Origin of the sequence: Bradyrhizobium guangxiense (assembly GCF_004114915.1) — a bacterium.
GTDB classification, from domain to species: Bacteria; Pseudomonadota; Alphaproteobacteria; order Rhizobiales; family Xanthobacteraceae; genus Bradyrhizobium; species Bradyrhizobium guangxiense.
Genome location: NZ_CP022219.1, coordinates 5,601,985 through 5,616,215, shown reverse-complemented (window position 1 = coordinate 5,616,215; position 14,231 = coordinate 5,601,985). Strand labels below are relative to the sequence as shown.

The 14,231-nt window shown below is 65.1% G+C and carries 13 protein-coding genes; 8 read left to right on the top strand and 5 right to left on the bottom strand.

Features of this window, described 5'->3' with window-relative positions:
- Positions 1 to 55: 55 nt before the first annotated feature.
- The 8 genes from X268_RS26945 to fabI all read left to right on the top strand — a co-directional run bounded on the left by X268_RS26945 (position 56) and on the right by fabI (position 10,627).
- On the top strand, positions 56 to 1,948 hold the full coding sequence (locus X268_RS26945; protein WP_128927738.1) for a sensor histidine kinase: 1,893 nt from the start codon (positions 56 to 58) through the stop codon (positions 1,946 to 1,948).
- Positions 1,949 to 2,142: 194 nt separating this feature from the next.
- Positions 2,143 to 3,816 (top strand): DUF3300 domain-containing protein, encoded by a 1,674-nt coding sequence (locus X268_RS26940; RefSeq protein WP_128927737.1) that lies wholly within the window; start codon positions 2,143 to 2,145, stop codon positions 3,814 to 3,816.
- Positions 3,813 to 4,730 (top strand): DUF2950 domain-containing protein, encoded by a 918-nt coding sequence (locus tag X268_RS26935; RefSeq protein WP_128927736.1) that lies wholly within the window; start codon positions 3,813 to 3,815, stop codon positions 4,728 to 4,730. Before X268_RS26940 ends, X268_RS26935 begins: the two co-directional genes overlap by 4 nt.
- A complete protein-coding gene (locus tag X268_RS26930) occupies positions 4,714 to 5,178 on the top strand; it encodes a hypothetical protein (protein WP_128927735.1) in 465 nt (154 codons plus the stop codon). Before X268_RS26935 ends, X268_RS26930 begins: the two co-directional genes overlap by 17 nt.
- A 223-nt stretch (positions 5,179 to 5,401) precedes the next feature.
- Positions 5,402 to 7,630: a DUF3141 domain-containing protein gene (locus X268_RS26925; RefSeq protein ID WP_128927734.1), complete on the top strand. Its 2,229-nt coding sequence runs from the start codon at positions 5,402 to 5,404 to the stop codon at positions 7,628 to 7,630.
- A 29-nt stretch (positions 7,631 to 7,659) separates the two neighbouring features.
- Positions 7,660 to 8,622 carry a phosphate acetyltransferase gene (locus X268_RS26920; RefSeq protein ID WP_128927733.1) on the top strand — a complete coding sequence of 321 codons (963 nt, stop codon included), beginning with the start codon at positions 7,660 to 7,662 and terminating at the stop codon, positions 8,620 to 8,622.
- Between the two features lie 5 nt (positions 8,623 to 8,627).
- Positions 8,628 to 9,842, top strand: a complete 1,215-nt coding sequence (locus X268_RS26915; protein ID WP_128927732.1) for an acetate/propionate family kinase — start codon at positions 8,628 to 8,630, stop codon at positions 9,840 to 9,842.
- Entirely contained in the window at positions 9,839 to 10,627 is a 789-nt protein-coding gene (gene fabI, locus X268_RS26910; protein WP_128927731.1) for an enoyl-ACP reductase FabI, read from the top strand. The genes X268_RS26915 and fabI overlap by 4 nt, the downstream gene beginning before the upstream one ends.
- 163 nt (positions 10,628 to 10,790) lie before the next feature.
- On the opposite strand, the gene X268_RS26905 is transcribed toward fabI, so the two are convergent.
- From X268_RS26905 to X268_RS26885, 5 genes are all read right to left on the bottom strand, one after another.
- Positions 10,791 to 11,249, bottom strand: coding sequence for a MaoC family dehydratase (locus tag X268_RS26905; protein ID WP_128927730.1), 459 nt, complete (start codon positions 11,247 to 11,249; stop codon positions 10,791 to 10,793).
- A gap of 12 nt (positions 11,250 to 11,261) precedes the next feature.
- Positions 11,262 to 11,912 carry a 3-oxoacid CoA-transferase subunit B gene (locus tag X268_RS26900; protein WP_128927729.1) on the bottom strand — a complete coding sequence of 217 codons (651 nt, stop codon included), beginning with the start codon at positions 11,910 to 11,912 and terminating at the stop codon, positions 11,262 to 11,264.
- A 4-nt stretch (positions 11,913 to 11,916) separates the two neighbouring features.
- A complete protein-coding gene (locus X268_RS26895) occupies positions 11,917 to 12,564 on the bottom strand; it encodes a CoA transferase subunit A (protein WP_128927728.1) in 648 nt (215 codons plus the stop codon).
- A gap of 102 nt (positions 12,565 to 12,666) precedes the next feature.
- Positions 12,667 to 13,269 carry a hypothetical protein gene (locus X268_RS26890; RefSeq protein ID WP_128927727.1) on the bottom strand — a complete coding sequence of 201 codons (603 nt, stop codon included), beginning with the start codon at positions 13,267 to 13,269 and terminating at the stop codon, positions 12,667 to 12,669.
- Positions 13,266 to 14,192 (bottom strand): alpha/beta fold hydrolase, encoded by a 927-nt coding sequence (locus tag X268_RS26885; protein WP_128927726.1) that lies wholly within the window; start codon positions 14,190 to 14,192, stop codon positions 13,266 to 13,268. Before X268_RS26885 ends, X268_RS26890 begins: the two co-directional genes overlap by 4 nt.
- Positions 14,193 to 14,231: the final 39 nt, after the last annotated feature.

Here is a 14,231-nt window from a genome sequence, read left to right as displayed (position 1 = left end):
CAATCCCCGCTAGGATTGCCCGGAAGGCAGCTGCCGGAAGCTGCGAGGGTGCAGCATGAGCGGGGGCGCGTCCATCGACGGGGTGAGGCCGCGGGTCGTGGCCGCGTTGCTCTGTCTCGCCCTGCTCCTTGCCGAGTGCCTCTCGGCTGGGCCAGCTGGCGCCGTCGAGCGGAGCCGGCGTGGCGAACTCAAGCGCGTGCTGGTTCTGCATTCCTTCGGCCGCGAGTTTCGACCGTGGAGCGAGTATGCGCGCGACATCAAGGTAGAGCTCGAGCGGCAATCGCCCTGGCCACTCGATATCCAGGAGCACGCGCTGCTCACCGCGCGCTTCAACAATCCCGGACCCGAGGCGCCGTTCGTCGATTATCTGCACTCGCTCTACCAGGGGGCAAAGCCCGACATCGTCTTGAGCATCGGCGCGCCCGCCACCCGGTTTGCGCAGAGATACCGCGCCCGGCTGTTCCCGGATACGCCGCTGATTTTCACCGCGGTCGAGCAACGGCTGATCGATCGCGCCGATCTCAGCGACAAGGATGTCGTCGTGTCGGTCCGGAACGATTTCGTGGCGGTCTTCAACAATATCCTTCAGGTTTTGCCCGAGACGAAGTCGGTTGCGGTCGTGATCGGCGCCTCGCCGCTGGAGAAGTTCTGGATCGAGGAGCTCAAGCGGGAGCTGAAACCTGTCACCGAGCGGATAGAGCTCGTCTGGTACTCGGATCTGTCGTTCGAGGAGATCCTGAAGCGCGCATCGAAGCTGCCGCCGCACACGGTGCTGTTCTGGGGGCTGATGTCCGTCGATGCTGCGGGCGTCGTCCACGAGAGCGATCTTGCCTTGCGCAGCCTGCATGCCGTTGCGAGCGCGCCGATCTTTTCATACCAGGAGCCGTTTTTCGGCGAGAGCACTGTCGGCGGGCCGATGCATCTGATTACGGACACGAGTTCGAGGACCGTCAGCGCGGCGATCGCCATTCTCGGCGGCGCGAAACCTGCGAGCATCAGCTATGCGCCGATCGGCTTCTCCGCGCCGAGATACGACTGGCGGGAATTGCAGCGCTGGGGCATCAGCGAGAGTCGTCTGCCTCCGGACAGCGAAATCCTGTTTCGCGAGCCGAGCATTTGGCAGCGCTATCGCTGGCAGATGCTGATGATCTGGGCCGTGTTCCTGGTGCAGGCCGGGCTCATCAGCGGGCTATTGCATGAGCGCCGCCGCCGCCGCTCCGCCGAAGTGGAATCGCGCCAGCGGCTGGCGGAGCTGGCTCACGTCAATCGCTATTCGGCCGTCGGCGAGCTCACGACGTCGATCGCTCACGAGCTGAACCAGCCACTCGGCTCCATCCTCACCAATGCCGAGACGGCCGAGCTCATGCTCAAGGCCGATTCGCCTGACATCAACGAGGTCCGTCAGATTCTCGCCGATATCAGGCGCGATGATCAGCGGGCGAGCGAGGTGATCCGCAGGCTGCGCAGCGTCCTGAAAAAGACCCCGTTCGAACTCGAGGACATCGAGCTCAACCACACGGTTCGCGAAGCGATCGGCCTCGTGAAGGCCGTCGCCGACGGGCGCCGGATCATGCTGAGTTATCTGCCCGCCCTGGCGGATCTGCGTGTGAAGGGAGATCCGGTCCAGCTCCAGCAGGTCATTCTCAACCTGATCATCAATGCGATGGATGCGATTTCCGATGCGGGCGCCGGAAAGCGGGAGGTCAGCGTCGCGCCCCTCCGAGCCGGCAATCAGGCCGAAATCAGGATCACCGATACCGGGCCTGGAATGGCCGCCGCCGACCTCGCAAACGTCTTCGATCCGTTCTTTACGACGAAGCCGCAAGGCATGGGTATGGGACTGGCGATCGCCAAGACCATCATCGAGGCCCATCACGGCACGATCTCTGCTGCGAACCAGCCTGCTGGCGGCGCGCTGTTCACGATCCGGCTTCCGATCGCTCGCTGAGCGGGCGGGACCTCGATCTTGACGATGCCTCCGCGGTGCGACTGGACGTCGTCTTGGTCCAGGGTCTCGGGCGGATGCCGCCCGCGTCTTTGCGCGCTGCAGCAGCCTCGACGGCTTCGTTTCGTTGATCTCGATCAACGAATCCCTGCGCCCCCGCCCGATCCTCCCGCACTGGAAGTCCGAGGGAGGATGCGATGTTTCGTTGCGGCAAGACCCTGATGGTGCTGGCGCTCTTGATGGTGAGTTCGGTCGCCGCAATGGCGCAGACCACGACGCCCCCTGCAGCACCGGCGGCGCAGCCCGCCAGTCCGCCTGCACCGGCTGTCGAGCTCTTGAAGCCCGAGCAACTCGAGGCCCTCGTCGCACCGATCGCGCTCTATCCCGACGAGCTCCTGGCCAATGTGCTCGCGGCCTCGACCTATCCGCTGGAGGTGGTGCAGGCCGACCGCTGGCTGAAGGAGCGCAAACAGCTCAAGGGCGATGCGCTGAAGACGGAGGTGGAGAAGCAGAGCTGGGACGACAGCGTCAAGGCGCTGGCCAGCACCGCCGATGTCCTGAGCATGATGAGCGACCAGCTCGACTGGTCCAAGAAGCTGGGCGATGCCTTTCTCGCCCAGCAGCCCGACGTGATGGATGCGATCCAGCGGCTGCGCACCAAGGCCTATGACAACAAGAAGCTTGTCACCACCAAGCAGCAGAAGGTCAGCGTCCAGTCTCAGGAAGGCAAGCAGGTGGTGGTGATCCAGCAGGCCGATCCCGCGGCCATCTACGTCCCGTATTACGATCCGGCAACGGTCTACGGCAGCTGGCCCTATGCGGAATATCCGCCGTATTACTGGGGCTATCCGTCCTATATCGGCGCGGGCATGGTTGCCGCCGGCATTGCCTTCGGCACGGCCTGGGCGATCGGACGCTGGGGCAATTACTGGGGCGGCGGCTGCAACTGGGGTAATCGCAACGTCTACGTCAACCATCGCACCACCAACATCGGCAATGGCTGGCAGCACAATCCGGCGCATCGCGGTGGCGTGCGCTACAACAACAGCAATGTTCAGCAGCGCTTCGGCAACAACAATCTGAAGGCCGGCGTGTCGGACCGGATGGATTTCCGCGGCCGCGACGGCAATCAGGTGCTGCGCCCGAACCAGGGTGCCGGAGATCGCGCAGGAGATCGCGCCGGTGATCGTGCTGGTGATCGTGGCGGTTCCGGTGATCGTGCAGGAGATCGTGCAGGCGATCGCGCCGGTAACCGCGGCGATCGGCCCGGCGGTGGTGATCGCGCTGGAGCCGCGGATCGTGCCAAGGGCGGAGGGGACCGCGCCAAGGCCGCTAACAAAGGTGGCGGCGATCGCGCCAAGGCTGCGAACCGGGCCGGCGGCGGTGCGGCCAATCGTGGCGGCGGCAATCGCGGCGGTGCCATGAACGTCTCCTCCGGCCGCTCGGCTGCCGCAGCGTCCGCGCGCGGCCGCGCCAGCATGGCGAGCATGCCGCGCGGTGGCGGCGGCGGAGCAAGCTTTGCCGGCCGCGGCGGTGGTGGTGGAATGGCGATGCGTGGAGGCGGCGGCGGAGGTGGCTTCCGCGGCGGTGGCGGCGGCGGGCGGCGCTCCGATGTCGCGCTGAAGCATGACATCGTCTTGCTCGGTCATCTCTCGAACGGCCTCGGCTATTATCGCTTCAGCTATCTCGGCAGCGATAAAGCCTATGTCGGCGTGATGGCGCAGGAGGTCGAGCAGGTGATGCCTGATGCCGTGACCCGCGGCCGCGACGGCTATCTGCGCGTCTCCTATGAAAAGCTCGGCCTGACATTCCGCACCTACCGCGACTGGCTCGCCGGCGGCGCGAAGATTCCCGCGGAGGGGACGCCATGATCGCTCTGAAATCGCTCCGTCGCGCGGTGTTGCCGGGCATCGCAGTGCTGGCGCTGCTTGGCACCGCGTCGCAGGCACAGCAATCCTTCAAGACGCCGGAGGACGCGGCGGCGGCGCTCGCGGCCGCGGTCAAGAGCGGGCCGGGCGACATCCTGAAAGTGCTGGGCAAGAACGCCGACGACATCGTCTCGTCCGGCGACGAGGTCGCCGACAACGACATCCGGCAGCGCTTTACCTCGATGTATGACGCCAGGCACAGCATCAAGGCGGAGCGCAACAAGACCGCAACCCTGATGCTCGGGCCGGACGACTTCCCGTTCCCGATTCCGCTGGTCAACACCAAGGCCGGCTGGGAGTTCGATACCGATGAGGGACGGATCGAGGTGCTCCGCCGCCGTATCGGCCGCAACGAGCTCGACGCGATCCAGACGGCGCTTGCCTTCGTCGACGCCCAGAACGAATATGCCGACAAGGACCGCGGCGAGGGCGTCGGCGTCTATGCCCAGCGCATCGTCTCCTCGCCCGGCAAGAAGGACGGGCTGTTCTGGCGCGACGACAGCGATCCCAGCCCGCTTGGCGCGCTGGCGGCCGAGGCCTCGAAGGAGGGCTATCGCGGCGGCGATGTCGGACCGGCGCCCTATCACGGCTATTACTTCCGGATTCTCAAAGGGCAGGGCCGGGATGCGCCCGGCGGCGCGCTCAACTACGTGGTCAAGGGCAAGATGATCGGCGGCTTCGCTCTGATTGCCTGGCCCGCGGAATACGGCAATTCGGGTGTGATGACCTTTCTGGTCAACCATGTCGGCACCGTCTACCAGAAGGATCTCGGCAAGCGCACGGCATTCGTCGCCGAGCGGACCACGCTGTTCGATCCCGATGAGACCTGGAAGAAGGTCGATGCAGCGAAACCCTGAGCGGCGCGCGCGCCGGCGCGCATTTCGCTTGATTGCGCTGCTTCTGCTTGCTCTCGGACTGACCGCGCCGGCGACGCCATCCTTCGCGCAAGCAGCCGGTCACGTCCGGGTCAAGATCGTCAAGGCCGGCCTCCTGCTCGGCGGCGGCGCCGGCAGCGGCGTACTCACCTACCGCGGCAAGACTTATCCCTTCACGCTCAGCGGTCTGAGCTTCGGCATCACGGTCGGCGCGACGGTCGGCCGTCTCGACGGCTGGGCCTCGGGCATCCGCGAGGTCAGTGACTTCGCCGGCACCTACAGCTCCGTCGGTGGCGGCTTCGCGCTGGTCGGCGGCGCCAACGGCGTCCACCTCCGCAACGAGAAAGGTGTGACGATCGTGCTGCAGGGCCCGAAGGCGGGACTCGAGCTCGCAGCCAACATCAGTCAGATCACCATCGCGTTGAGATGAGGCTCGAACGCGGCGCGCGGACCAGGCCGTCAGACGGCCCGCGCGCTGCAAGTTGTGATTTGTGACAGACGTCGCCCGTCGGAAGTTCGCTCAATCGAATCTCGCTTCACGCCTTCCGCTGCAGCATCAGCGCCTCCCAAGCGTGCAGATGATCTTGACCTAGATCAACGTTCGTCCTCGTCCGGCGCCGTCAATTGGCGAACGCGACGGAGAGGTCGAAATCATGTCGATGGACAAGATGCAAATTCCGGGCGGACCAATGTCGGGGCTAGTCGCCTCGGCGGTCGAATATCTGGTCGATGCGGGACAGCGCAGTGTCCTGTTCCTGGATATCATGCGCCGGCGCGGCGATCAGTACAACGAGCACGTCGCGCAAACCGCACCACATGTTCTGCAATATGCTGCCGAACTGATCATAGACGGGCGTCAGCTCGCCGAGCCGGTCAACTACGCATTGGTGCGCATCGTTCCCCCCGATAACGTCGAGATCGACATGAACCGGCGGCCGTTCGTCGTGGTCGATCCGCGCGCGGGCCACGGTCCCGGCATCGGTGGCTTCAAGGCGGACAGCGAGATCGGCGTCGCGATGAAAGCAGGCCATCCCTGCTATTTCATCGGGTTTCTGCCGGATCCAATGCCCGGACAAACCATCGAGCGCATCGCGCGCGCCGAAGCCATCTTCATCGAAAAGGTCATCAGTCGTCATCCGGATGCCGACGGCAAGCCCTGCGTAATCGGCAATTGCCAGGCCGGATGGGCCGTCATGATCCTGGCTTCGCTCCGTCCCGAACTTTTCGGGCCGCTGATCATCGCCGGTGCACCGCTGGCCTATTGGGCCGGCGTGCACGGAAAATATCCGATGCGCTACTCGGGCGGGCTGCTGGGCGGAAGCTGGCTGACGGCCCTCACCTCCGATCTCGGCGCCGGCAAGTTCGATGGCGCATGGCTGGTGCAAAATTTCGAGAACCAGAACCCCTCGAACACGCTCTGGACCAAGCAGTACAACGTCTATTCGAAAGTCGACACCGAGGCGGATCGCTACCTTGAGTTCGAGCGTTGGTGGGGCGGCCACGTCAATCTGAACGCCGAGGAGATTCAGTTCATCGTCGACGAGTTGTTCGTCGGCAACAATCTCGCCGCGGGCAACATCGAGATGTCCGACGGCCGGAAGGTCGACCTTCGCAACATCAGATCGCCGATCGTGGTGTTCTGCTCTGAGGGCGACAACATCACGCCGCCGCAACAGGCGCTGCACTGGATCCTCGATTGCTACGCCGATGTCGACGAGATCAGGGCCTATGGGCAGACCATCGTCTACACCGTGCACAAGAGCGTTGGCCATCTCGGCATCTTCGTCTCCGGTGGCGTTGCCAAGAAGGAGCATGCTGAGTTTTCCAGCAATATCGACCTCATCGACGTCCTGCCGCCCGGGCTCTATGAAGCGACCTTCGAGGCGAAGGGTGACGACACCGCGAGTTCGGATCTGGTCGTCGGCCAGTGGGTGATGCGTTGCGAAGCGCGCACGCTCGACGATATCCGCGCCATGGGCGGCAATTCCCCCGAGGACGAGCGGCGCTTTGCCACCGCCAAGCGGGTCTCGGAAATCAACTTGGCGGCCTATCAGAAGTTCGTCCAGCCGTGGGTCAGGCGCATGGTGTCGCCGCAGATGGCCGAATGGGCCCACAAGATGCATCCGCTGCGGTTGCAATACGAGCTCTTCAGCAGCCACAACCCTTATATGGCGACGGTGAAATCACTGGCCGAAAAGGCCGAGGAGGAGCGCAAGCCGGTCGCCACGGACAATCCGTTCCTGGCGTTCCAGGAGCAGATCTCGAAGCAGGTCGTTCACGCCCTCGACAGCTGGCGCGATTCACAGGAGGCGCTGAGCGAAGCGATCTTCCTCGGCGTCTATGGATCGCCTGCGCTGCAGGCGGCGGTCGGGATCGATCCCACGTCCGCGCCGTCGCGGCGGCGTGAGATGTCCGCCGAGCACCGCGCCATGCTCGAGCAGCGCATCGCCGATTTGAAGTCGCGGACCGCCGAGGGCGGTCTTCGCGAAGCGGCGCTGCGCGCCTTGCTCTATGTCGGCTCGGCGCGGGGGATGGTGGACGAACGGAGTATCGAGGCTCTGCGCCGGATTCGTCGCGAGCAGGGCGGCGAGCGCATGACGCTTGCCGAGTTCAAGATGCTGGTGCGCGAGCAGTTCTTCATGCTGTTGCTCGACCGTGACGGGGCGCTCGCCGCCATACCGAAGTTGCTGCCTGATGACACGAACCTTCGGCGCGGCGCATTCGAGGCGATCGAGCAGGTGCTGTCGGCCAGTGAGGATGTCACAGGCGAGCGCGCAAACCGCCTGCGTCAGGTCGCCAGCCTGTTCGGCATCGACACGATGGAGGGCTCGGAAAGGGCGTCGAACGTTGCCCCTTTCGATCCCAGAGCGAAAGCGTCGTAGCGCGGGTTGCAAGGACCGGGAGCGGCATCATGTCACCAGATACGGCGGCCACGCAGTCTCCAAGCAAGTACGATCGCCTGATCGCCGCGGCCAAGGCGATCCCGCCGACGCCGACCGTCGTCGTGCATCCCTGCGACGAGACGTCCTTGCGTGGCGCCGTCGACAGCGCCGCCGCCGGCATCATCCGGCCCTTGCTGGTCGGGCCGGAGCGGAAGATCAGGGAGACCGCCGCCAAGTTCGGGCTCGATATCACCGGCCATGAGATCGTCGATGCCGCGCATAGCGACGATGCGGCTGCGAAGGGCGTCGAATTGATCCATGCTGCCCGAGGTGAATTGCTCATGAAGGGCAGCCTTCATACCGACGAACTGATGCGGGCCGTCACGGCCAAGGTCGGGGGATTGCGGACCAATCGACGCATCAGCCACGTCTTCGTCATGGACGTCCCGGCCTATGCCGAAACCATCTTTGTCACCGACGCCGCCATCAACATCTTCCCGGACCTGGACGCCAAGCGGGACATCATCCAGAACGCGATCGACCTCTACACGCAGGCCGGCTTCGGCAAGTCGCCGCGCGTCGCCATCCTGTCCGCGGTCGAAACCGTCACGTCGAAGATTCCGTCCACGATCGAGGCTGCGGCGCTCTGCAAGATGGCTGATCGCGGGCAGATCGTTGGCGGCGTGCTCGACGGGCCACTGGCGTTCGACAACGCCATCGACCTCGAATCCGCGCGGATCAAGGGCATCAAGTCCGAGGTGGCCGGCCGCGCGCAGATCCTGGTCGTGCCGGACCTCGAAGCGGGCAACATGCTGGCCAAGAATCTGGCCTATTTCGCCAAGGCCGACGGTGCCGGCATTGTGCTCGGCGCGCGTGTGCCTGTGGTCCTGACCTCGCGTGCGGACAGCCCGAGGGCGCGGATGGCGTCCTGCGCGGTCGCGGCCCTTTACGCTCACGCGCGGCGCCAAAAGGCGCCGACAATCGCAGCGTGACCGCCATGGACAGCATCCTCGTCGTCAACGCCGGCTCCTCGAGCGTCAAGTTCCAGGTCTTTGCGGTCGAGGGTGAGGGCGCTCTGCGCCGCCTGATCAAAGGTCAGGTGGACGGCATCGGCAGCCGGCCGCGCTTACGGGCGACCAGGGCAGACAACGATCCCATGGCGGACCGGGCCTATCCGATCGAGGCCATTCCGGACGTGCCGGCAGCGATGGATGTCGCGGGGGCATGGCTCCGGAACGAAGCGCGCATCCATCCATTGGCGGTCGGCCATCGTGTCGTCCATGGCGGGCCGGATTATGAGCGGCCGGTTCTCGTCGATCATGGCGTGGTGGCGCGGCTGGAGCGCTTCGTCGCGCTGGCGCCGCTGCATCAGCCGCACAATCTGGCCCCGATCCGCTCGATCCTCGCCAATTTCCCGACGGTGCCGCAGGTCGCGTGCTTCGATACCGCGTTCCACCGCACCCACGGCCCGCTGGCCGACCACTACGCCATTCCGCACCAGCTCCACGCCGAAGGCGTGCGGCGCTACGGCTTTCACGGGCTCTCCTATGAGTACATCTCCAGGACCCTGCCGCAGATCGCACCAGACATCGCAAAGCGCCGGGTGATCGTCGCCCATCTCGGCAGCGGCGCCTCGATGTGCGCGATGAAGGGTGGATTGAGCGTCGAGAGCACCATGGGTTTCACCGCGCTCGACGGGCTGCCGATGGGCACGCGTCCCGGCCAGCTCGACCCAGGGGTCGTGCTCTACCTGCAGTTCGCGAAGGGGTTGACGGCGTCGAAGGTGCAGGACTTCCTCTATCGCGAGTGCGGTTTGAAAGGTCTCTCCGGCATCAGCAACGACATGCGCGAGCTGGAGGCAAGCACCGATCCGCAAGCCAAGCTGGCGGTGGACTATTTTGCCTACCGCATCGGGCTCAATGCCGGCATGCTGGCCGCGGCACTGCAGGGGATCGATGCCTTCGTCTTCACCGCTGGCATCGGTGAAAACTCGAGCGGCATCCGCGCACGCGTGGCGGAGCAGCTCGGCTGGCTCGGGGGGACACTCGATGCGGCGGAGAACGCGCGCCATTCGCGGCTGATCTCGGCGAAGGCGAGTCCTGTCCCGGTCTTCGTCGTCCCGACCGACGAAGAGCTGATGATCGCGCAGCACACGCTGTCGCTGTTGATGAACGGGCATTCGCCCAACTCCAGACCTGAGAGGGTGTCATGATCCCAGTATTTCCGGACAGCAACGTCGCCCTGAAGGGGAAGAAGGGCCTCGTCGTCGGCATCGCCAACGACCAGTCGATCGCCTGGGGCTGCGCCAGGGCGTTTCGCGCGCTCGGCGCCGAGCTCGCCGTCACCTATCTCAACGACCGTGCCAAGAAGCACGTCGAGCCGCTCGCGCAGGCGCTGGAGGCGCCGATCTTCCTGCCGCTCGACGTCATGGTCGAAGGCCAGACCGAGGCGGTATTCGAGCGGATCAAGTCGGAGTGGGGGCAGCTCGATTTCCTGCTTCACTCCATCGCCTTCTCGCCGAAGGAGGCATTGCACGGCCGCGTCGTCGATGTCGGCCGCGACGGCTTCCTGAAGACCATGGACGTCTCCTGCTGGTCGTTCCTGCGCATGGCGCATCTTGCCGAACCCTTGATGAAGAACGGCGGCACGATGTTCACCATGACCTACTACGGCAGCCAGATGGTGGTGGAGAACTACAACATCATGGGCGTCGCCAAGGCCGCCCTCGAAGCTTCGGTCCGCTATGCCGCCGCCGAATTGGGTCCGAAGGGCATCCGGGTCCACGCCATTTCGCCAGGACCGCTCGCCACCCGCGCCGCCTCAGGTATTCCGGAATTCGACGAGCTGATGGACAAGGCGCAATCCAAGGCGCCCTCGCGCAGTCTCGTCAGCATCGACGATGTCGGCAATGCCACCGCGTTCCTGGCGCTCGACGGTGCCAAGCTGATTACCGGCGGCGTGCTCTATATCGACGGCGGCTATCACATCATCGATTGATCGTGCGGCGGCGCATTGCCGCGCCGGGCTGGGCCGTCCGGCCCTTCGGCCGGCGATGCATCCTGCCTGTGCTTTGGCCGAAGACGGTTCCGAGCGAACAAAAAAGCGCAGTCAAATCAACCCCATGTCTACTGTGCATGGGGTTGTTTTAGACGTTTTCGGTTCAGCGGTAGTGCAGCGCGATCAGTTCGGCGATGCAGGCCGGCTTCTTGCCACCCTCGATCTCGATCACGAGGTGGTAGTTGACGCGCAGCCCGTCCGGCGGCACGTCCTCCGCTTCCGCAATCGTGACCCGGCCGCGCAGCTTCGAGCCCGCCGGCACCGGCGCGAGATATCGGATCCGGTCCGCACCGTAGTTCAGCGTGTTGCGCAGCCCCTTCAGGCCGATGACCGAGCGGATGAACAGCGGGGCAAGGGCCAGCGAGAGCAGGCCATGGGCGATGGTCTTGCCGCCCGGCATCTCCTGCCTGGCGCGCTCCTGGTCGACATGGATCCATTGCTCGTCGCAGGTCGCCTCGGCGAACTGGTTGATGCGGTCCTGCGTGATCTCGATCCAGTCGCTGGCGCCGATCTCGGTGCCGACCGCGGATTTGATCTCGTCGAAGTCGCTGAATATGCGCATGGGTTGACCTGTTCAGAGCTTCATTTCCGGAACATCGTCGGGGATGGCGAGCTCGGCCTCCGTCAGCGCCAGGACCTCGCCGATGCTTATGCCGGGCGCGGTTTCCAGCAACGTCGCTCTGCCATCGGGAAAACCGATCACGGCCAGGTCTGTCACGACGAGGTTGACGGGGCGCGCCGAGGTCAGTGGCAAGGAGCATTTCGCCACGATCTTCGACTTGCCTTTCGCCGCGTGCTGCATGGCGACGATCACGCGTTTGGCGCCGCTGACGAGGTCCATTGCGCCGCCCATGCCCGGCACCATCTTGCCCGGGATCATCCAGTTGGCGAGATGGCCGTGCGCGTCGACCTGCAGGCCGCCGAGCACGGTGACATCGACGTGGCCGCCACGGATCAGTCCGAACGACATCGCGCTGTCGAAGGTGGAGGCGCCCGGCAGCGCGCTGATCGGGCGCCCGCCGGCATCGGTGAGTGTCGGATGCGCCATGCCCTGCTCGGGAATCGGCCCGGTGCCGATCAGTCCATTCTCCGACTGGAAGAACACCTTCAGGTCCGGCGGCACGTAGTTGGCGACCAGGGTCGGAATGCCGATGCCGAGATTGACGAGGTTGCCGTCTCTCAGCTCCTTGGCGACGCGCCGGGCGATGATGATCTGGGGATCCATGATGTCACCCGTTGGTGATGAGATAGTCGACGAGCGGCGCGGGGGTGACGACGTGGTCGGGCGCGATCACGCCGACCGGGACGATATGCTCCGCCGTCACGATGACGGTGTCGGCCGCCATCGCCATGACCGGGTTGAAATTGCGCGAGGTGAGCGCATAGGCGAGGTTGCCGAGGTAATCGGCGAGGAAGGCGTGCACCAGCGCGAATTGCGCCCGCAGCGCCGTTTCCAGCAGGAATGGCTTGCCGTCGACTTCGATCTGGCGCTTGCCTTCGGCCACCAGTGTTCCGACGCCGGTCGGCGTCAGCACGCCGCCGAGACCGCATCCGCCGGCGCGGATGCGCTCGACGAACGAGCCTTGCGGCACGAGATCGACGGCGATCTGGTTCGCCAGCATCTGCTGCTGCGCCTTCGGATTGAGGCCGATATGCGTTGCCGTCAGCTTCGACACCAGGGCCTGATCGAACAGCTTGCCGACGCCCTTGCCGGGTGTGGCCGCGTCGTTCGAAATCAGGGTCAAGCCCGTCTTCCTCTGGCGCACGACCTCGTCGAGCAGCCGCTCGGGAGTGCCGACACCCATGAATCCGCCAACCATGACGCTGGCGCCCGCCGGGATCATCGCAACGGCTTCTTCGACGGAAACAGCCTTCATGATCGAAACTCCCGGTCGGCCGGCGATGGGCAGAAGGGCGACAACGCGCCGATGTTGGCGGCCGGTGGTCGCCCTCCCTTGATCTGCGTCAAGACTTCCGGATCATTCCGATCCGGACAGGTCGATGCCGATGCTCGCGAGTGTCTCGCGCCAGAGCTTGCGAATGCCGGCGTGACGCTGTTCAAGTGCCGCGCTCACTGCTTCCCGATGTGGCGCGAGGTCGGCGCTCTTGAGGAACAGGATCTGCGCCTGCAGCAGCCGGCCGCTCTCGAATTCGATGCGGCGCAGGGCCATGACGAAGGGATCCTGCGGATTGGCTTCGATCGGGAGCAGCGCGGCCGGCCGGATGCCGGCGTGGACGGCATGAGCCAGGGTTGCGAGGTGAACCGCCGGGGCCAGGTGAGGGTCTGCGATTCCCGCGATGGGCGCAGGAAGCCAGGCGGTCTCCCAGGATAGGGCCATGTATCCCAGCGCGAGATCCGGGACCCAGGAGGTGGCGCGTATCAGCAGCGAGACGATCTCGCTCTCGCGGTAGAACTGCGCGTTCAGTTCGGTCTGCCAGGCCGCCTCAAGCTTCAGGGGCAGTGCGAAAGCGAATTGTCGGGCAAGGGCGCCGTGCGCCGAGACCAGGAATGCGCCGACCCGCGTCTGCTGGCGCGGCGGGATACGGCCGTCGAGATCGAGCGGACCGAGGAAGACGCTCATGGCATTGCTCTTCTGACCGGGATGGCGCGCAGATGGTCGTAACCCTCGGGAAACGGCGTCAGCTCGCCGCCGGGCTCTTCCGGTGCCACCCAGACGGTCTTGTTGCCTTGCCAGCGCCCGGCCAGCACGTCGTCGGCAAAGCGCGCCAGCAGATCCGCCGTCACCGCGCCTTTCTCCAGCGTGAAGGCGTGGTAGGCCTTGGGCATGATCACCAGGGCGCTGTTGGGAATTTCGACGCGCAACGTTTCGTGCAGGCCGCGCGGCGTCAGGAAATCGAACTCGCCGTTGAGGATCATGGTCGGGGCTGCGATCGCGGACAGGCGTGGCGTGAGCGGCTGGAAGTCGAGGAAGGATTCCATCAGGTTCTGGAGCGCGTAGACGTCGTTGACCAGCCAGCCCTGGCGCTTGACGCCGTCGAGCTTGTCCAGCAGCGGCTTCAGCCATTGGTCCGAGAGGTTCATCGGCAGCAGCAGGTCCTGGAGGGAACTTGTGCCGCCGAGGATCAGCGCGGTCCGCAGCGCATTGCCAAGCAGCAGGAGTTGGGGCGACAGCTCCGCAAAGCAGCTCATCGGCACCAGCCCGGACAGTCGCTTGCCATGCTCGATCGCATACTGCAGTGCGATCAGGCCGCCGAAGCTGATCCCGCTCAGAAAGACCGGACCGTCCCCAAGCTCGTCGATCAGGAGGCGCAAGGCTGTGACCTGGTCGTCCTGGCTGATGAAGAGCGTCGGCTTGTCGGAGGCGCCCTGGCCGAGCAGATCGAAGGTCGCAACGCGAAAGCCCCGCGCCGACAAGGCCTCGCGATAGGCGCCCCACAACTCGGAATATTGCGTCAACCCGTTCACGAGCACATAGGCCGGCGCACCCGCCGGCCCGTCGAGCTCATAGCGGATCCGATATGAGCCGTGGCTGAGGAAGGGCATCGCGGGATATTACCGGTGGTCTGATGCCCGCGATCCTCG

Coding starts and splice junctions, on each gene's coding strand:
- X268_RS26940 (WP_128927737.1), top strand. CDS start 2,143: ATGTTTCGTTGCGGCAAGACCCTGATGGTGCTGGCGCTCTTGATGGTG.
- X268_RS26930 (WP_128927735.1), top strand. CDS start 4,714: ATGCAGCGAAACCCTGAGCGGCGCGCGCGCCGGCGCGCATTTCGCTTG.
- X268_RS26915 (WP_128927732.1), top strand. CDS start 8,628: ATGGACAGCATCCTCGTCGTCAACGCCGGCTCCTCGAGCGTCAAGTTC.
- X268_RS26905 (WP_128927730.1), bottom strand. CDS start 11,249: ATGCGCATATTCAGCGACTTCGACGAGATCAAATCCGCGGTCGGCACC.
- fabI (WP_128927731.1), top strand. CDS start 9,839: ATGATCCCAGTATTTCCGGACAGCAACGTCGCCCTGAAGGGGAAGAAG.
- X268_RS26945 (WP_128927738.1), top strand. CDS start 56: ATGAGCGGGGGCGCGTCCATCGACGGGGTGAGGCCGCGGGTCGTGGCC.
- X268_RS26925 (WP_128927734.1), top strand. CDS start 5,402: ATGTCGATGGACAAGATGCAAATTCCGGGCGGACCAATGTCGGGGCTA.
- X268_RS26920 (WP_128927733.1), top strand. CDS start 7,660: ATGTCACCAGATACGGCGGCCACGCAGTCTCCAAGCAAGTACGATCGC.
- X268_RS26885 (WP_128927726.1), bottom strand. CDS start 14,192: ATGCCCTTCCTCAGCCACGGCTCATATCGGATCCGCTATGAGCTCGAC.
- X268_RS26900 (WP_128927729.1), bottom strand. CDS start 11,912: ATGGATCCCCAGATCATCATCGCCCGGCGCGTCGCCAAGGAGCTGAGA.
- X268_RS26895 (WP_128927728.1), bottom strand. CDS start 12,564: ATGAAGGCTGTTTCCGTCGAAGAAGCCGTTGCGATGATCCCGGCGGGC.
- X268_RS26935 (WP_128927736.1), top strand. CDS start 3,813: ATGATCGCTCTGAAATCGCTCCGTCGCGCGGTGTTGCCGGGCATCGCA.
- X268_RS26890 (WP_128927727.1), bottom strand. CDS start 13,269: ATGAGCGTCTTCCTCGGTCCGCTCGATCTCGACGGCCGTATCCCGCCG.